The sequence below is a fragment of the Amycolatopsis sp. NPDC004368 genome (genome assembly GCF_053602515.1).
The window spans coordinates 155,971-172,672 of sequence record NZ_JBSGDT010000003.1 but is presented as its reverse complement, the minus strand read 5'-3'; the positions used below and the strand labels follow the sequence as shown (position 1 = coordinate 172,672).

The 16,702-nt window shown below is 70.7% G+C and carries 19 protein-coding genes; 11 read left to right on the top strand and 8 right to left on the bottom strand.

Features of this window, described 5'->3' with window-relative positions; all coding sequences use genetic code 11:
- Positions 1-52 precede the first annotated feature (52 nt).
- A complete protein-coding gene (locus ACWEOE_RS06800; RefSeq protein ID WP_452004948.1) occupies positions 53-1,252 on the top strand; it encodes an MFS transporter in 1,200 nt (399 codons plus the stop codon).
- Between the two features lie 4 nt (positions 1,253-1,256).
- On the opposite strand, the gene ACWEOE_RS06795 is transcribed toward ACWEOE_RS06800, so the two are convergent.
- Entirely contained in the window at positions 1,257-1,910 is a 654-nt protein-coding gene (locus ACWEOE_RS06795) for an O-methyltransferase (protein ID WP_452004946.1), read from the bottom strand.
- Between the two features lie 191 nt (positions 1,911-2,101).
- On the opposite strand from ACWEOE_RS06795, the gene sigE reads away from it, so the two are divergent.
- The 5 genes from sigE (at position 2,102) to ACWEOE_RS06770 (ending at position 6,360) form a co-directional block, all read left to right on the top strand.
- Positions 2,102-2,716, top strand: a complete 615-nt coding sequence (gene sigE, locus ACWEOE_RS06790) for an RNA polymerase sigma factor SigE (RefSeq protein WP_452004944.1) — start codon at positions 2,102-2,104, stop codon at positions 2,714-2,716.
- Positions 2,713-3,393: a hypothetical protein gene (locus tag ACWEOE_RS06785; protein WP_452004942.1), complete on the top strand. Its 681-nt coding sequence runs from the start codon at positions 2,713-2,715 to the stop codon at positions 3,391-3,393. Before sigE ends, ACWEOE_RS06785 begins: the two co-directional genes overlap by 4 nt.
- 177 nt (positions 3,394-3,570) lie before the next feature.
- The gene (locus ACWEOE_RS06780; protein ID WP_452004939.1) at positions 3,571-5,100 is read left to right on the top strand and encodes a trypsin-like peptidase domain-containing protein; all 1,530 of its coding nucleotides are present in this window, start codon (positions 3,571-3,573) and stop codon (positions 5,098-5,100) included.
- A gap of 100 nt (positions 5,101-5,200) precedes the next feature.
- Positions 5,201-5,623 (top strand): Sec-independent protein translocase protein TatB, encoded by a 423-nt coding sequence (gene tatB / locus ACWEOE_RS06775; RefSeq protein WP_452004938.1) that lies wholly within the window; start codon positions 5,201-5,203, stop codon positions 5,621-5,623.
- Between the two features lie 251 nt (positions 5,624-5,874).
- A complete protein-coding gene (locus ACWEOE_RS06770; protein WP_452004935.1) occupies positions 5,875-6,360 on the top strand; it encodes a hypothetical protein in 486 nt (161 codons plus the stop codon).
- Between the two features lie 12 nt (positions 6,361-6,372).
- Here the strand turns inward: ACWEOE_RS06770 and ACWEOE_RS06765 are convergent, their stop codons facing one another.
- From ACWEOE_RS06765 to ACWEOE_RS06745, 5 genes are read right to left on the bottom strand one after another with little or no spacing between them, the layout of a single operon-like run.
- Positions 6,373-7,518 (bottom strand): Mrp/NBP35 family ATP-binding protein, encoded by a 1,146-nt coding sequence (locus ACWEOE_RS06765; RefSeq protein WP_452004934.1) that lies wholly within the window; start codon positions 7,516-7,518, stop codon positions 6,373-6,375.
- A 10-nt stretch (positions 7,519-7,528) separates the two neighbouring features.
- Positions 7,529-8,053, bottom strand: a complete 525-nt coding sequence (locus ACWEOE_RS06760) for a DUF1003 domain-containing protein (RefSeq protein WP_452004932.1) — start codon at positions 8,051-8,053, stop codon at positions 7,529-7,531.
- 1 nt (position 8,054) lies between these two features.
- A complete protein-coding gene (locus ACWEOE_RS06755) occupies positions 8,055-9,368 on the bottom strand; it encodes a magnesium transporter MgtE N-terminal domain-containing protein (RefSeq protein WP_452004930.1) in 1,314 nt (437 codons plus the stop codon).
- A gap of 10 nt (positions 9,369-9,378) precedes the next feature.
- Positions 9,379-9,633 (bottom strand): hypothetical protein, encoded by a 255-nt coding sequence (locus tag ACWEOE_RS06750; RefSeq protein WP_452004928.1) that lies wholly within the window; start codon positions 9,631-9,633, stop codon positions 9,379-9,381.
- Complete coding sequence (locus tag ACWEOE_RS06745; protein WP_452004925.1) at positions 9,608-10,114, bottom strand: aminoglycoside phosphotransferase family protein; 507 nt, start codon at positions 10,112-10,114, stop codon at positions 9,608-9,610. The genes ACWEOE_RS06750 and ACWEOE_RS06745 overlap by 26 nt, the downstream gene beginning before the upstream one ends.
- Positions 10,115-10,188: 74 nt before the next feature.
- Between ACWEOE_RS06745 and ACWEOE_RS06740 the strand changes: the two genes are divergently transcribed.
- The gene (locus tag ACWEOE_RS06740; RefSeq protein WP_452004922.1) at positions 10,189-11,064 is read left to right on the top strand and encodes a slipin family protein; all 876 of its coding nucleotides are present in this window, start codon (positions 10,189-10,191) and stop codon (positions 11,062-11,064) included.
- Positions 11,065-11,112: 48 nt separating this feature from the next.
- Here ACWEOE_RS06740 and ACWEOE_RS06735 read toward each other — a convergent pair whose 3' ends face one another.
- Positions 11,113-11,961, bottom strand: a complete 849-nt coding sequence (locus ACWEOE_RS06735) for a DUF4190 domain-containing protein (protein ID WP_452004919.1) — start codon at positions 11,959-11,961, stop codon at positions 11,113-11,115.
- A gap of 42 nt (positions 11,962-12,003) precedes the next feature.
- Positions 12,004-12,312, bottom strand: coding sequence for a DUF4190 domain-containing protein (locus ACWEOE_RS06730; RefSeq protein WP_452004916.1), 309 nt, complete (start codon positions 12,310-12,312; stop codon positions 12,004-12,006).
- Between the two features lie 161 nt (positions 12,313-12,473).
- Between ACWEOE_RS06730 and ACWEOE_RS06725 the strand changes: the two genes are divergently transcribed.
- The 4 genes from ACWEOE_RS06725 (at position 12,474) to ACWEOE_RS06710 (ending at position 16,638) form a co-directional block, all read left to right on the top strand.
- Complete coding sequence (locus ACWEOE_RS06725; protein ID WP_452004914.1) at positions 12,474-13,385, top strand: RNA polymerase sigma factor; 912 nt, start codon at positions 12,474-12,476, stop codon at positions 13,383-13,385.
- 93 nt (positions 13,386-13,478) lie between these two features.
- Positions 13,479-14,363 carry an alpha/beta fold hydrolase gene (locus ACWEOE_RS06720; RefSeq protein ID WP_452004911.1) on the top strand — a complete coding sequence of 295 codons (885 nt, stop codon included), beginning with the start codon at positions 13,479-13,481 and terminating at the stop codon, positions 14,361-14,363.
- 96 nt (positions 14,364-14,459) lie between these two features.
- A complete protein-coding gene (locus ACWEOE_RS06715; protein WP_452005652.1) occupies positions 14,460-14,981 on the top strand; it encodes a general stress protein in 522 nt (173 codons plus the stop codon).
- A gap of 340 nt (positions 14,982-15,321) precedes the next feature.
- Positions 15,322-16,638, top strand: a complete 1,317-nt coding sequence (locus ACWEOE_RS06710; protein WP_452004908.1) for an ABC transporter substrate-binding protein — start codon at positions 15,322-15,324, stop codon at positions 16,636-16,638.
- Positions 16,639-16,702 lie beyond the last annotated feature (64 nt).

Here is a 16,702-nt window from a genome sequence, read left to right as displayed (position 1 = left end):
CGCGCACAACCGTATTGGACGTATTGGTTAGCCATCCTTAGCTTCGACAGCTGTGACCACCACAGCCAGCACCACCACCCGGGTCAAGGTCGCCGTCACCGCAGCCGGCTTCACCTCGTTCGCCCTGCTCTACGCGCCGCAAGCCGTGCTGCCGCAGCTCGCGCAGCAGTACCACCTCGACCCCGGCGGGGCGTCGCTGGCGGTGAGCGTGGCGACGGGCGCGCTGGCGATCTCCGTCCTGCCGATCGCGGCGCTGTCCGAAGTGGTGGGCCGGCGGCGGGTGATCATCGCGTCGGTGGTCATCTCCGCGGTCCTGGGCCTGCTGCTGCCGCTCGTGCCGTCGTACTCGCTGATGCTGGTGCTGCGCGCGGTGCAGGGCGTGGCGATCGCGGGGTTCCCGGGCGTGGCCACGGCGTACCTCGTCGAACGGCTCGGCAAGGTCGGCGTCGCGGCCGCGGTGGGAGCGATGATCGCCGGCAACTCCATCGGCGGCATGACCGGGCGGCTCGCGACGGGCTTCACCGCGAGCCCGTTCGGCTGGCGCGGCGCGCTCTACGTGGTGGCCGGGATCTCGCTGGTCTGCGCGGTCGTCACCGTGGTGGCCCTGCCGCGCGGGCGGGAGCACCGCGAAGACCGCCAGACCCTGCGTGACGTCGGTGTCGGCCTGCTGCACGCCGTGCGCAAGCCGGTGCTGCTGGCGCAGTACGCCGTCGCGCTGCTGGCCATGGGCTCGTTCGTCGCGCTGTACAACGCGGCCGGCTTCCGGCTCACCGGCGAGCTGCACCTCTCGCCGGCCATCGCGTCACTCGTGTTCCTCGCCTACGCGCTGGGCTCGGTCTCGTCGGCGACCGCCAACCGGCTGGCCACGCGGCTCGGCCGGCGCCGGGCGATCGTGGCGGTGCTGCTGCTCATGGCCGTCGGCGCGGTGCTCACCATCCCGGACTCTCCGGCGATGGTCGCCGTGGGTTTCGTGGTGCTGACCTGCTCGTTCTTCGCCGCGCACGCGATCGCGAACGGCTGGGCCGCCGCGGAGGCGCCCGAGAACGCGCGCGGCCAGACCGGCGGCTTCTACACGCTCATGTACTACCTCGGCAGCAGCGTCGGTGGGGCCGTCGGTGCCGTCATCTACGGTGCGGCGGGCTGGGCCTGGCTCGTCGTCGCCGTGTGTGCGTGGCTGGTGCTCGCCGCGGCCGCCGTCGGGGTCGGCACCACGGTCCGGGCGCGCGGCACCAGCGCGCTGGCCCACACCTGAGACCTCAGCCGACCGCCGCGACCAGCAGTCCGCCGCCTACCGGCAACAGCGCAGGGACCAGGCGTTCGTCCTCCCGCATGGCCCGGGCGACCTCGCGCAGGGCGAGCGTCTCGGGGTCGCGGCGCGACGGGTCGGCGACGCGGCCGCCGGCCAGCACGTTGTGGAAGGCGATGATCCCGCCGCGGCGAAGCAGCGAGACGCCCTTCTCGTAGTAGCTCGGGAACTCGATGCGGGTCGCGTCGACGAACACCAGGTCGTAGCCGCCGGGGGTGAGCCGGGGGAGCACGTCGAGGGCGCGGCCGACGATCAGCCGCGTGCGGCCGGGCGGGATGCCGGCTTCGCGGAACGTCGTGCGCGCCGCGCGCTGGTACTCCGGCTCGAGGTCGATCGACGTCAGCACACCGTCGGGGGCCATCCCGCGCAGCAGGTGCAGGCCGCTCACGCCGACGCCCGTGCCGACCTCCACCACGGCCCGCGCGCCCAGCGTCGCGGCGAGGAAACGCAAGGTCGCGCCCGCCCCCGAGGCCAGCGGGGCGCAGCCCAGGTCGGCCGCGCGCGCCCGCGCCGCGGCCAGTACGTCGTCGTCGGGAAGGTACCCGTCGACGTACTCGGCGCCGACCGGCTCGGCCGCCGAGGCCGCATGCGTCCCGGAACTCACGCGCGAAGGTTAGCGTTGCTTGTCGATAAATCAGCGAAGGCTCCCTGGTAAGCCCGCCGAAATAACTTCTCAGCCTGCTCTCAGTCACGTCTCACCAGAACCATAAGGAGACCCGACAAACTCGGGTTTCGACCGCGCGGGAACACCGTGCCCGAGAGCCGCGTTGGCTAGGCAGAAGAGGAGACTCGCAGATGGAGGTGCCTGCTCCCCTGATGCAGAACGCCGAACAGTCGGATCCCGAGCCGGTGACCGTGGACTCGGGCGAGGCCACCTGGACGCCCCCGTCCTGGGACGAGATCGTGCGCGAACACGCCGACCGCGTCTACCGCCTGGCCTACCGCCTCACCGGTAACGCGCACGACGCCGAGGACCTCACGCAGGAGACGTTCATCCGCGTGTTCCGGTCGCTGGCGTCGTACAAGCCCGGCACGTTCGAGGGCTGGCTGCACCGCATCACCACCAACTTGTTCCTCGACATGGCGCGCCGCCGCTCGCGCGTGCGCATGGAGGGGCTGCCCGACGACACCGACCGCATCGTCGGCGACGACCCGAGTCCCGAGCAGGTCTACACCGACACGCACCTCGACCCCGACCTGCAGGAGGCGCTCGACGAGCTGCCCCCGGAGTTCCGGGCCGCCGTGGTGCTCTGTGACGTCGAAGGGCTCTCGTACGAGGAGATCGGCACCACACTGGGTGTCAAGCTCGGCACCGTCCGCAGCCGCATCCACCGCGGCCGGCAGGCGCTGCGCGCGTCGCTGGAGCGCCGCCGTGCGCTTCGGGGCGAGGTTGCGAAGGTGTCGGTATGACCGCTGCGCGAGGGTGGGGTCTCCCCGAGTCGCACCTGCTTCCCGACGTCGTGGTCGCCCTGGTCGACGGCGAGCTTTCGCTCGGCGCCCAGGACCGCGCGTCGGCCCACGTCGCCCGCTGCCCGCTGTGCGCGTCGGAGGTGGCTGCCCAGCGCCAGGCCGTCGCGGCCGTGAAGGGTGCGGGGGAGCCGTCGATGTCGGCCGGGTTCCTCGCGAGCCTGCGGTCGATCCCGGACCACACCGAGCTGCCCGGCACCCCCGACAACCTGGCGGTGACCGCCGACGGCCAGCTCGTCGCCATCCAGCGCCCCGATCGCGTCGCCGGGCTGCGCGACGCGGGAGTCCTCGGGGGTACCGCCCCATTGGGATCATCCACGCCGCTCGGGCACTCACCCCACGTACTCGGCGGCGGACGCTTCACCCTCACTCGTAAGCGCGCGGCCCAGGGCGCCGGCGTGGTCGTCTCGGGCCTGGTCCTGAGCGCACTGGCGCTCGTCGGCACCACCGCCGACAGCGGCGAGGGCGTCACCGACCCCGGCGGCGTCCCCCAGCCGAACGCCAACCTGCTGCCCGCGCAGATGGCCGTACCCCAGCAGCCGGTCCTGCCGCCCACCTCGTCGACCACCCCCACCGCGACCCAGGTGGTCGACCGGCTGGCGCCTGTTCCGGCCCGCTGAGCCACCCGCACCGCCGCTCGAGAGGGAGGTGGCGGTGCGGGGCACTGTCTTCGGCCGTGCCCGGTTCGCCTCGAGGAACGGCGGACCAACAGCCATTTCACCGTCGTCTCGGCAGACTCGGACGTCGAGGCTTGGGTATCGTCACGCCCAGCCACCTGATCTCAGCCCCGGGGAATGATGACCGACCAGCCGAACGCGAACTCCGCCCAGCCGCCCGCCGCGGGTGGCGGTGACGATCGGCTGGGGCCCCGGCCGCTCGATCGCCCCGCCGTGGATCCGGCGCAGGAAGCGGTGTTCGGGCGGCCGCGGGGGGTCGACGGGGCGTTCGACAAGCTCTACACACCCGCCACCAACGGCAGTCGCAACCTGGATCTGGTGCCGCCGACGCCCGAGTCGCTCGCGGAGGCGTTCCGGCGGCCGCCGGGGGCCGAAGGGGTGGTGCTGGAGCGGCCGCGCGAGGCCACCGGCGACCAGCCGGCGCCCGAGCATCCGCTGTGGACGGACGGGCGCGACCCGTGGCGCGATCCCGCCGCCGGGGCGGTGCTGGCGGGGCCGGCGATGCCCGCCGACGACGAGGAGAAGCCGAAGAAGCGACCGTCCGGGGCGTTGCTGAGCTTGCCCGAGGTGCTGTTCGGGCGTCGGGTGCAGCCGCGGGCGCTGGCGTTGCTCGGGGTGGTCGCGCTGCTCGTGGGCGCGGTCGGGGGGCTCGTCGGCTGGTGGATCGCCGACACGGGCTCGGCGCTCACCGGCAGCGCCACGATCTCCGAGGCCGAAGCGTCGAAGGAACGCCCGCCGGGGTCGATTTCGGACATCGCCAAGCGCGTGTCGCCCGCGGTCGTGTCGCTCGAGGTGTTCAAGCCGGGCGCCGACTCGGGGGAGCAGGGCTCGGGCGTGATGATCGACCCGCAGGGCTACGTCCTCACCAACGAGCACGTGGTCACCACCGCGGTCGCCGACCCGACCGTGAAGATCACCGCGATCTTCAACGACGGCACGCGCACCGAGGCCAAGATCGTCGGCTCCGACCAGAAGACCGACCTCGCCGTGGTGAAGGTCAACGTGACCAACCCCGTGGTGATGCAGATCGGCAAGTCGGCCGATCTTCAGGTGGGCGACGCCGTGATCGCCGTCGGTTCGCCGCTGGCGCTGCAGAACTCGGTGACCTCGGGCATCGTCAGCGCGCTCAACCGGCCGATCACGGCCGGTGGCGACGGTGGCGCACCGCCCGTCACGTACGAGGCGATCCAGACCGACGCCGCCATCAACCACGGCAACTCCGGTGGCGCGCTCGTCGACTCCACGGGCGCGCTGGTGGGCATCAACTCCTCCATCCGCTCGTCGAGCGCCGACGGCGGCAGCATCGGCATCGGCTTCGCCATTCCCAGCGACTACGCGATGAAGATCGCCAAGGCGCTCATCAAGGACGGCAAGGTCGTGCACGCCGACATCGGCATCAACTCGTCCTCGACGGTCGCCGGCTCGTCCACGATGGGCGCGCAGGTGAAGAACGTGGAGCCGAACGGTCCCGCCGCCGCGGCCGGCATCAAGGAGGGCGACGTGATCACGAAGGTCGGCGACCGCCTGGTGCGTGATTCCGCCGAGCTGACCGTGGCCGTGCGCAACCACGACGTCGGTGAGGTCGTGCCGGTCCAGCTCGCACGCGCCGGTGCCGTGCTCGTGGTCGACGTGACTCTCGGGTCCGACTGAAGTCACATCCTCTTAAGCCCAGCTTCGGCGTTCGGGCCTGCCGGAACGCGGGGCGGCCCGGGTACTCTGAGCGGGGAAGTTCCGAGCGGAGGTTGAGCGGGTGTTCGACAGTGTCGGGTGGGGCGAGATTCTCGTGCTCATCGTCGCGGGGCTCTTCATCCTCGGCCCGGAGCGGCTTCCGGAAGCGGCGTCGTGGCTGGCGAAGAGCGTGCGCAAGGTCCGCGAGTTCGCCAACGGCGCGCGAAACCAGCTGCGCGAGGAGATGGGGCCGGAGTTCGACCAGCTCCGCAAGCCGCTGGAGGACCTGCGTGGGCTGCGCAACTTCGACCCCAAGCGGGTCGTCACGCAGCACTTGTTCGACGGTGACTCGGATCCGTTGGGGCTCAACGGTTTCAACGCGAACGGCACCAACGGTTCGAACGGGTCCAACGGATCTCACGCCGTGAAGCCGCAGAGCGCCGCGACGCAGGCCGAGCCGCTCAAGCCCGGCGAGCGTCCGCCGGTCGACCCCGACGCCACCTGATCTCCCGACGCACACCGTCGACTTGCGACGGCCGGGTCGGACGGTGGGCTCCGGGCGCGTTGCCGCCGGAGGTGGGCCCGTGCGTGGTTGAGTGAGCTTCCTGGGTAGCCTCGGACAATCCGCCCATACTGTGTCGATTGTTACTGATCCGACCACAGCCACGACCGAATGACTTCGCGGCAACGGTTACGTGCCGTGAGGGGGTCGGCCTACTTTTGGTCGAATCAGTAACGAACCTGGAGGTCTCTGACATGTCACGCCGTGCGGGTGCCCTCACCGCGTTGATCGCCGCCGCGGGTGTCCTGGCGGCCGGGTGCACCGCGGACGACGAGCCGAGCACCGCCCCACCGGCCACCTTCACCTCGGTGCCCGCGCCCGCGTCCACGGGCGGCCCGTCGAACCCGCCCGCCTCCACGGCCGTCGCCACGCAGGCCGACGTGAAGCGCGGTGCCGACACCGGCGTGCCCGGCATCGACGTGCTTGTGACCATCACCTGGACCGCGGGCAAGGTCACGCCGCCGGCCGGCACCGTCGACGTGCAGGTGGGCCAGAAGGTCCGCGTGCACGTTTCCAGCGACCAGCGCGTGGACGTCAACGTCGAAGGCCACCCCGAGGCCGCCGTCACCGTCGACCCGGACGACGCCGGGGACCTCGACTGGACCGTCACGCAGCTCGGCGACACCGCGGTGACGCTGGGTGCCGACAAAACCCTGCTGACGACGGTGCAGGCCGTCTAGCCGAAGCCCGGCTCAGCGGCCGGCGGGGGTGACGTTCAGCATCATCCCCGCCAGGCCCCGGGCCCGGACGGTGAGCTTCTTCGCCGCTTCCTTGAGCACCAGCGACGCCGGCGCGTCCGGCTCGGCCAGCACGATCGGCGTGCCCGCGTCGCCCTGCTCGCGCAGGCGCGGGTCGAGCGGCACCTGGCCCAGCAGAGGCACGGTCGAGCCCACGGAGTTCGACAGCGAGTCGGCCACCGCCTGGCCACCGCCGGAGCCGAAGATCTCCATCCGCTCGCCCGAAGGAGTCTCGAGCCACGACATGTTCTCGATGACCCCGGCCACGCGCTGGCGCGTCTGCATCGCGATCGCGCCCGCGCGCTCGGCCACCTCGGCGGCGGCCTGCTGCGGCGTGGTCACCACGAGGATCTCGGCGTTGGGGATCAGCTGCGCCACCGAGATGGCGATGTCGCCGGTGCCCGGCGGCAGGTCCAGCAGGAGGATGTCGAGGTCGCCCCAGAACACGTCGGCGAGGAACTGCTGCAGCGCGCGGTGCAGCATCGGGCCCCGCCACACGACCGGCGCGTTGCCCGGCGTGAACATGCCGATCGAGATCACCTTCACGCCGTGCGACTGCGGCGGCATGATCATCGTCTCGACCTTGGTCGGCTTCTCGCGCGCGCCCAGCATGCGGGGGATCGAGTGGCCGTAGATGTCGGCGTCGACAACACCGACGGACAGGCCGCGCTCGGCCATCGCGACGGCCAGGTTCACGGTGACCGACGACTTGCCGACCCCGCCCTTGCCCGAAGCCACGCAGTACACGCGGGTCATCGACCCCGGCTGCGCGAACGGGATCACCGGCTCGGCGGAGTCGCCGCGCAGCGACTTGCGCAGCTCGGTGCGCTGCTCGTCGCTCATCACGTCGAGCTCCACCCGCACGTCGGCGACGCCGGGGAGCTTCTTCACGGCCTTGGTGGTGTCCTCGGTCAGTGTCGCCTTGAGCGGGCAGCCGGCCACGGTGAGGTAGATGCCGACGGCGACCACACCGTCTTCACCGACCACGACGTCCTTCACCATGCCGAGGTCGGTGATCGGCTTTTTGATTTCGGGGTCGTACACGTCCTTCAGCGCGGTGCGGACGTCGTCGACGCTGGGGAGCTGCTGTGTACTCGTCACCAGACCCATGTTACGTACCGGTCGGCACGTCCGATTTCGCCGCCTGCTTCGCCTTGCGTGATTTCGGTCGTACGGCGAGGTCGTCGCGCAGCCGGTCGAGCTCGCTGCGCAGGTAGTCGCGGGTGGCGACCTCGCCGACGGCGAGCCGCAGCGCCGCCAGCTCACGCGCCAGGTACTCGGTGTCGGCCTTCGTCTGCGCGGCCCGCGTGCGGTCCTCTTCCAGCGACACGCGGTCGCGGTCGTCCTGCCGGTTCTGCGCCAGCAGGATCAGCGGCGCGGCGTACGCGGCCTGCGTGGAGAAGGCCAGGTTGAGCAGGATGAACGGGTACGGGTCCCAGCGCAGCGACACCGCCGCCAGGTTCAGCACGATCCAGACGATGACGATGAGCGTCTGCCAGAACAGGTACTTGCCGGTGCCGAGGAACCGCGCGATGCGCTCGGTGAAGCGGCCGAAGGTGTCCGGGTCGATGTTGAGCCGGAAGCGGGCCTGGCTGCGCGGCTGGTCGAGCCTGCGGCCCGAGGAGAGTTCGGGCACGTCAGGCCTCCTGAGGGTGGGCGTCCCGGTGGACTTCGGCGGGCACGTCGGCGACGTCGTGCAGGCCGGTTTCGCGCCAGTCGTCGGGCAGCAGGTGGTCGAGGACGTCGTCGACGGTCACGGCGCCCAGCAGGTGCTCCTCGGCGTCGACCACGGGGCCGCACGCCAGGTTGTACGCGGCGAAGTAGCGCGTGACCTCGGCCAGCGAGGCTTCGGGCCGCAGCGCGGTGAGGTCGGTGTCCACGGCGCTGGCCACGAGCTCGGCGGGTGGCTCGCGCAGCAGCCGCTGGAAGTGCACCACACCCACGAACCGGCCGGTCGGCGTCGCCGTGGGCGGGCGGCACACGAAGACCATGCTGGCCAGCGCGGCGGGCAGGTCGGCGTTGCGGATGTGCGCGAGCGCCTCGGCCACGGTCGAGTCGGGGGTGAGCACCACCGGTTCCGGCGTCATCAGGCCGCCCGCGGTGTCGGACGAGTAGGCCAGCAGCCGCTTGACCGGCGCCGACTCCTCGGGCTGCATCAGCGCCAGCAGCCGGCTCTGCTCGGCGGGCGCGAGCTCCGCGAGCAGGTCGGCGGCGTCGTCGGGGCTCATCGCCTCGAGGATGTCGGCCGCACGCTCCTCCGAGAGGTAGGCCAGCAGCTCCTTCTGGTCGTCGTCGGGCAGTTCTTCGATCATGTCGGCCAGGCGCTCGTCGTCCATGGCGTCGGCGACCTCGTGGCGGCGCTTGAGCGGCAGGTCGCGCACGGTGGCCGCGATGTCGACGGCGCGCATCGTGTCGAACAGCATCAGCAGCTGGCCGGCGCCCTGGGGCTGCCCGGTCAGGTCGGTCAGGCCCAGCCCGGCGACCTCGTCCCACGCCAGCACGTGCATGGCCGTGCGGCGGCGCCCGAGCGCGAGGCGGGTCTGGCGTTCGCGGATGGCGAGCTTGGCCAGCACCCAGTCGCGCGTGCGGGTGGGCTCCATCGCGGCGTCGACCACCGTCACGCGCGTGTCGGTGCCGGCCAGCGACGCGTGCGCGTCGAGCAGCTGCCCGCACACGAGGACCTCGTTGGGGCGCTGGGTGAAGTGGCGCATGTTGACCGAACCGGTGGCCAGCGTCACAGCGGTGGGCTCGATCGTGGTCACGCGCAGCATCGGCACGAAAACCCGCCGCCGCGTCGCGAGCTCGACCACGAGGCCGAGGATGCGGGGCGGCTGCTGGTCGAGTCGCAGGCCCGCGACCACGTCGCGGACCTTGCCGATCGACTCGCCGTCGGGCCCGAACACCGGCAGACCCGCCAGCCGAGCGACGAAAACCCTGTTCACAGCGGCCATGGAGCAGACACTATCTGTTGGCGGGTTCGCGCGCCCGCGTCGCGGATCCGTGTCTTGCCAGCGTGCTCTCAGCTAAGGACTTGAGGGCCCACGAGGTCAAAACGGGCAGGGCGGCCCAGGACGGCTGCTCGTCGCCGAGATCGGCGAACTCGCGCAGATCCGACTCGAACCACAGCCGGTTCTGCACCGCGCGCACCAGCGTCCACGCACGCACCCGGTCGGCGTCGAGCCGGTGGCGGTCAGCTTTGGTCCACTGTGGACTCATCAAATCGGTTCCACAGCAAGGAGAACACACCGTACTCGAGGTCGCCGGCAATCGGCTTGGGGTCGATCACGAGCCACGGTTCGCGCTGTCCGGCGAGCACGTTCTCGTAGTGCAGGTCCTCGTTCACGCGCCGCTCCAGCTGCTGCACACCTTCGTCGGGCGCGGCTTCGAGCAGCAGCACCGCACCGCGACCGGCCCATGTGGACAGTGCCAATGAATCGTCGCGGCTTTCTTCGTGCGGCCAGCCGAGTTTGAGCACGACGGGCGTGCCGTCGGCGCGGCGTGCGGGTTGCACGACCCCGACGAACCCCTGCAGCGCCGGGCCTTCGAACACGAGGTTCCACGCGCGGGCGAAGCGGTCGGCCAGGTCCGGCAACGCCGCCAGCCACGGAACGCTTTCGGGTCCGAGAACACGAGGCGCACGCGCGGCGAACGGCGGCGGGATCACGAGTCGGGTCACGTCCTCGATCGTGCCGGTCACGTCGAGTCATTTCTTTGGGCGCAATCCGCGCGTACAGTGAAATTCCAGGGGTTCTGCGATCCCGGGGAGTAGCCATGATCGTTGAAATTCTCAGTGCCGTGGTCGTCGCCGGCGGGGTTTGGTTCGCGTCGGGCGTGCGGGTCGTGAAGCAGTTCGAACGCGGGCTGGTGTTCCGCTTCGGCCGCGTGCGGCCCGAGGTGCGTGGCCCGGGCGTGACGCTGCTGGTGCCGGTGGTCGACCGCATGCACAAGGTGAACATGCAGATCGTCACCATGCCGGTGCCCGGCCAGGACGGCATCACGCGCGACAACGTGACCGTTCGCGTCGACGCCGTCGTGTACTTCAAGGTCGTCGACCCGGTGCTGGCCGCGGTCAACGTGCAGGACTACCGCGCGGCCGTCGGGCAGGTCGCCCAGACGTCGCTGCGGTCCATCATCGGCAAGAGCGACCTCGACGACCTGCTGTCCAACCGCGAACGGCTCAACCAGGGCCTCGAGCTCATGATCGACAGCCCCGCCATCGACTGGGGCATCCACATCGACCGCGTCGAGATCAAGGACGTGGCTCTGCCGGAGTCCATGAAGCGCTCCATGTCCCGCCAAGCCGAGGCCGAACGCGAACGCCGCGCCCGCGTGATCTCGGCCGACGGCGAACTCCAGGCCTCGGAAAAGCTCGCCCAGGCCGCGGCCGCGATGAGCGACCACCCGGGCGCCCTGCAGCTGCGCCTGCTGGAGACGGTGGTGCAAGTCTCGGCGGAAAAGAACTCGACATTGGTGCTGCCGTTCCCGGTGGAACTGCTGCGGTTCCTCGACGCGAACACGCAGAAGGCGAAGAAGGAGTCTTCGCAGGAAGCGGTTCCGCCGGAGACGCCGGCGATCGAGAAGCCCGAGACGAATGGGTTTGCCGGGCCGCCGCAGCCGCGCCATGAAGGTGACGCTCTGGCTGAGTGAGGTGCGCGGCCCGTCTTGTCGCGACGGGCCGCGCTGGAGTGCTTCGGGTCAGTTGTCGAGGTAGCCGTTCGTGCCGAGGGCCACGATGGTGACGATGAAGCCCACGTACAGGGCCACGATCACGTAGCCGATCACCACGGCCGCCAGTGCCATGCCGCGGCCGCCGGCTTCGCCGCGGTTGGCCTTCGCGAGGGCGATGTGGCCCATGATGATGCCGGGGACGGCGACGAGGCACGTGATGAGGCCGAGCAGGGAGCAGACGAGGGCGCCGATGGCCAGGCCGGTGTTCTGGTCCGTGTTGTAGTTGTGCGGCTGGCCGTAGGGGTACGGCGCGTAGGGCTGTCCGTAGGGCGCGGCGACCGGGGCCGCGCCGGGGTAGGACGCGGTGGGGCCCGGGTACGGCTGGCCCGGGTAGGCCGGCGCGGCGTAGGCGGCGGCGAACTCGCCGGAAGGCTGGCTGCCCGGTGTGGCGAAGCCGGAGGGCTCGCTGGGGGGCGCGTACGGCGACGGGGTTTCACCGGAGGCCGCGTAGGGCGAGGCTGTCCCGCCCGGAGCGGCGTAGGCCGACGGGACCTCGCCGGTGGCGCCCGGAGCTGCGTACGGCGCGGCGGTGCTGCCGGGAGCGGCGAAGGGCGTCGAGGGTGCGCCGTAGGGCGAGGGAGCCTCACCCGCCGGAGCCGTGCTGCCCGGCGCCGTGAACGAAGCCGAACCCGAGTCCGGACCACCGAACCCACTGCTGTCCGGCGACGTGAACGTCGTCGAGTCGGCGGAGGGTGGGTCGTACGGGGCCGGGTCGGCGGATGCGGGTGGGTCGTACGGAGCCGGGTCCGCGGTGGCGGGTGGGTCGTAGGCCGTGGTGGTGTCGGGCCGGTCCTGCGGCTCGGACGGGTTGGTCATGGGTTCCCCCTCGGTTCTGGTGGTCGCCCACCGCGTGCCTCCTCAGCCGAAGGCGCCGTACTTGTCGAGCTCGTGCAGGACGAGCGGGATCATGATCCCCCACACCGCCAGCGCGAGGTAGCCGATCACGAACCCGGCCACCGCCAGCGCGCCGCCGGTCGCGCGGCCGTGGCGGGAGCGGTAGTGGGCGACGTGCCCCATCACGATCCCCGCTATCGCGGCCGGCCCGCACACGATGAAGCCCGCGATCGAGCACACCAGCGACCCGATCGCCAGCCCCGCACCGGGCGGCGGCCCCTGCGGCGGGTACGGCTGGTGTTCGAACGACGGGTGTTCGTAACCTTCACTCATCACGCTCCTTCCCCACCACAGGTTGTCCGGAACCGCACTTTAACGGGGCCGTGTGAGCACGCACCCCGCAGACCGGCGTCCCCCGCGGAATCACCCAGGACGCGTTCGGCGAGTACCCGACTTCACACCGAGGTCAACAAAACCACTCGTACCCTGAACTGGTGGAACCGGACACCGAGCTGACGCGCGCCGCCCAGTCCGGTGACGTGCCGGCGCTCGGCCTGCTGCTCGCCCGCCACGAGGCCGGCATGCGCGGCGTAGCCCTCGCGATCCTCGGCCACACCCCCGAGGCCGACGACGCCGTGCAGGACGCGGCCGTGGTGGCGCTGCGGCGCATCGGCGACGTCCGTGACCCGGCGGCGGTCGGTGCGTGGCTGAAGATGGTGGTGCGCAACGCCTGCCGGGCCCGCCTTCGGTCCACACGGGACATTCCCGTCGCCGATGGCTGGGACCTCACCGCGTCGGCGTCGGCCACGCCCGAGCAACTCCTCGACGACCACGCGCTGCGCGACTGGGTGTGGCAGGCGATCGAACAGCTGACACCACCCGTGCGGCTCGTGATGATCCTGCGGCACTTTTCCCGAGGCGTCACCTCGTACGAGCAGATCGCCCGGGTGCTCGGCATCCCGGTCGGCACGGTGCGCAGCCGCCTCAGCCAGGGCCGCGCGAAGCTCGCCGAAGCCCTGCGCGCCACGGCGGCCACGGCCCACGCCGACGCCGGTGCGCTCGCCGCCGGCAGCCGCCTAGATGCCCTCGACACCCTCGCCGCCGCCGAGCGCGGCGAGTTCACCCGGGTCCTGGCCGACCGGTGGGCGAAGGACGTGGTCCTCACCGCCGGTGACGTGAGCGGTGTCGGCTGGGACTTCCTCGCCCGCGGCATGGAAGGCGACCTCGCCGCGGGCGTGCGCCAGCGGCCGGTGCACGTCGTCGCGAGCCGCGAGGTCGTGGTGTGGGAGATGGACCTGCTCAACCCACCCGACAAACCCACGCACTGCCCACCCGGGGTCGCCTGGGTGATGTCGCTCGACGCCGGCCGCGTCACCGATCTCAGGCTGCACCACGCCCCTCGATGACCCATGACCGCCGTCACAGCGAACGGATCGAACCAACCGCGGCGCTCACGCATCGTGCGGGTGTCCAGACCCCGTATCGAGACGGAGCACCCCGTGACCGACCACCTTTCCCCCGGCACCCACACCGTCGAGCTCGACGGCCTCCGGCAGCGCTACCACGTGCACGGCACCGGTCCCGTGCTGCTCGCCCACTCGGGCGGCCCCGGCATCGACTGGGCGTACCTGCGCATGCCGGTCGTGGAGGAGCAGTTCACCGTCGTCTACCCCGAGCCCCTCGGCACAGGCGGTTCCGGCCTCCTCCCCACCCACCCCGACGGCTACACGCGCGACCGCTACGTGCGCGCAATCCTCGCGCTGCTCGACCACCTCGGCCTCGACCGGACGCTGTTCCTCGGCCACTCCCACGGCGGGTTCGTGGCCCAGCGCCTCGCGCTGACGCACCCCGAGCGCGTGTCCGGCGTCGTGCTCTACGACAGCGCGCCGGTGGTCGGAGCCGAACACGGCGAGGAGCTGATGCGCCAACTCGAGGCCTACGCGCAGCGCTCGGCCGGCGACCCGGGCCTGCCCGCCGTGCTCGCCGCCTTCGGCTCGATCGGCTCGATCGGCTCGGACGAGGACATGACCCGGGCCGTGCGGGGAGTCCTGCCCGCGTACTTCGCCGACTTCCGCGGCCGCGTCGCCGAGTTCGGCCCGCTGCAGAGCGAGGTGAGCGGCGGGTACATCTCCGGCCGCGACGCCGACGGCACACCCGAGCTGTTCGACGATCGCCCGGTGCTGCACACGATCGGGGTGCCCACCCTGGTGATCGTCGGCCGCTACGACGTGATCTGCGGGGTCCGCTGGGGCCGCGAGCTGCACGACGGGATCCCGGGCTCGCAGCTGGTGGTCCTGGAGCACAGCGGCCACTTCGGCCACCTCGAGGAACCGGCGTTGTTCGCCGACGCCGTGCTCGGTTTCGCGAAGGGGCTGGACCACTGATGCACGGAAAGTGAACAGCTTTCACCGATACGCGGTTCGCACGGTTCGCCGGTTCTTGACAAGATGGACCCCTCGGACCGGACGAGTACGCAGGTGATGATGGTGAGCAGTCCCTTTGGTGGTGGACGGCCGACCGGGCCGCCGCGGCTCCCGACGCCGCCGTCGGGCTGGCCGATCGGGTCGTACGGCACTTACCAGGAAGCCCAGCGCGCGGTGGACTTCCTGGCGGAGAGCGAGTTCGCGGTCACCGACGTGACGATCGTCGGCGTGGACCTGATGCTCGTGGAGCGCGTGATCGGCAGGCTCACGTGGGGGCGGGTGCTGGGCGCGGGCGCGATGTCCGGCGCGTGGTTCGGCTTGTTCGCCGGGCTGCTGCTGGGCCTGTTCGTGAACCAGGGCTTCGCCTTGCAACTGCTCACCGGGCTCGTGCTGGGTGTCCTTTCCGGTCTGCTGTTCGCCGCCATCGGCTATCGCGCGGCCCGTGGACGCCGTGACTTCTCGTCGGCGAGCCAATTGGTGGCCGGTCGTTACGACGTGCTGTGCCAGCCGCGTTCGGCCGAACAGGGGCGGGAACTGCTCTCGAAGCTCGCGTTGAAGCCGCCGCCCGCCACGGCCTGAGCGCGCGTTCTTTGCCGTTGCGGCAGGAGGCTCGGGTCGAATTCGGGTTGTGCTCTTCGTGAATTCGTGCTTGGTCACCCGAATGGCAGCACATCCGGTCCACAGTTCACCCTGGTAAATACGGCGTTTCACGCTGCACGGGCCTGAATCGTTACCGATACTGCTTGCGGGGTGTGATCGCCCGGCATAGGTTGTCCGACACCAGTCGGGCGGCCGCGTCCTCCAGCGCGACCGGCCGAGCACTAGCACGTCGGGGTGCTGGCGCGACTCGCCTCATCGCGTCGTGATGCCTGGGGGCGTCACGGTAACCGGCGTGCGCGGGTGAGGAGGCTTTTGTTCGATGGGGAAGAAGAGGCTACGGGGACGCTCGCCCGCCCGGAGGGGCGCGCTGCTGGCCACCGGATTGGTGGCCACGGGTCTGCTCGCCGCGTGCGGCACGGACTCCGGACCGATGAAGATCAACGTGTACTACGCGCCCGAGGACAATTTCCAGACCGTTGTCGACAACTGCAACAAAGCCGCGGGCGGGCGCTACGAAATCGTCTACAACAAACTCCAGCGCGGCGCCGACGACCAGCGAATCCAGATGGCCCGCCGCCTCGCCGCGGGTGACACGTCGATGGACGTGCTCGGGCTCGACGTCACGTGGGTCTCGGAGTTCGCCGAGGCCGGCTGGGCCGAGGAGTGGACTGGGCAGAACAAGGCCGCCGCGTCCGACGGCGTGCTGCAGGGCCCGCTGGAGACGGCCACCTACGAGGGAAAGCTCTACGCCGCACCGAAGAACACCAATGTGCAGCTGCTCTGGTACGACGACCGCATCACCCCGAACCCGCCGAAGACGTGGGACGAGATGATGCAGATGTCGCAGCAGCTGAAAACCGAGAAAAAGCCGTACAGCATCGTGTTCACCGGCGCCCAGTACGAAGGCCTGGTCGTCGTCTACAACACGCTGGTGGAATCGTTCGGCGGCCACATCCTGTCCGACGACGGCAAGTCCGTGGTGATGGACCAGGGCGCGGTCGACGCGCTGGCGCTGCTCAAGCACGTCACGTCGTCGGGCATCACCGATCCGTCGCTGACCAACCAGAAGGAGGACGACGTCCGCCAGACGTTCCAGCGCGGCAACGCCGCGTTCGAGCTCAACTGGCCCTTCGTCTACGCCTCCTACGCCGAGGAGAAGCCGCAGGACCTGGCGCACTTCAAGTGGGCGGTGTACCCCGAGGCGAAGGCCGGCCTGCCGGCGAAGACGACCATCGGTGGTTACGACCTCGCGGTGAGCACGTACTCGCAGCACAAGCCCCAGGCGTTCGAAGCCGCGTTGTGCTTGCGCAGCGCGGAGAACCAGAAGTTCTCGGCCATCAACGACGGGGTGCCGCCGACCATCGAATCGGTGTACCACAACGACGTTCCGCTCGACCCGTCGAAGCCGGCGTCGAACGACAACCCGAACATGGCCATCAAGTACCCGATGCGCGACACCATCCTCGACGCGCTGAAGACCGCCGCGGTGCGCCCGCTTTCCCCGGCGTACCAGAACGCGTCCACGGTGATGTCGAAGATCCTGTCGCCGCCTTCGGAGATCAACCCGCCCGTGACGGCTCAGCAGCTGCGGGAACAACTCAATGACGCGCTCCAGTCGAAGGGAGTGATCCCGTGACCGTCCAGGACCCCTCAACCGGCACCGTCGACCCGACGGGCACGCCGGTTGCCCACGAGGCCAC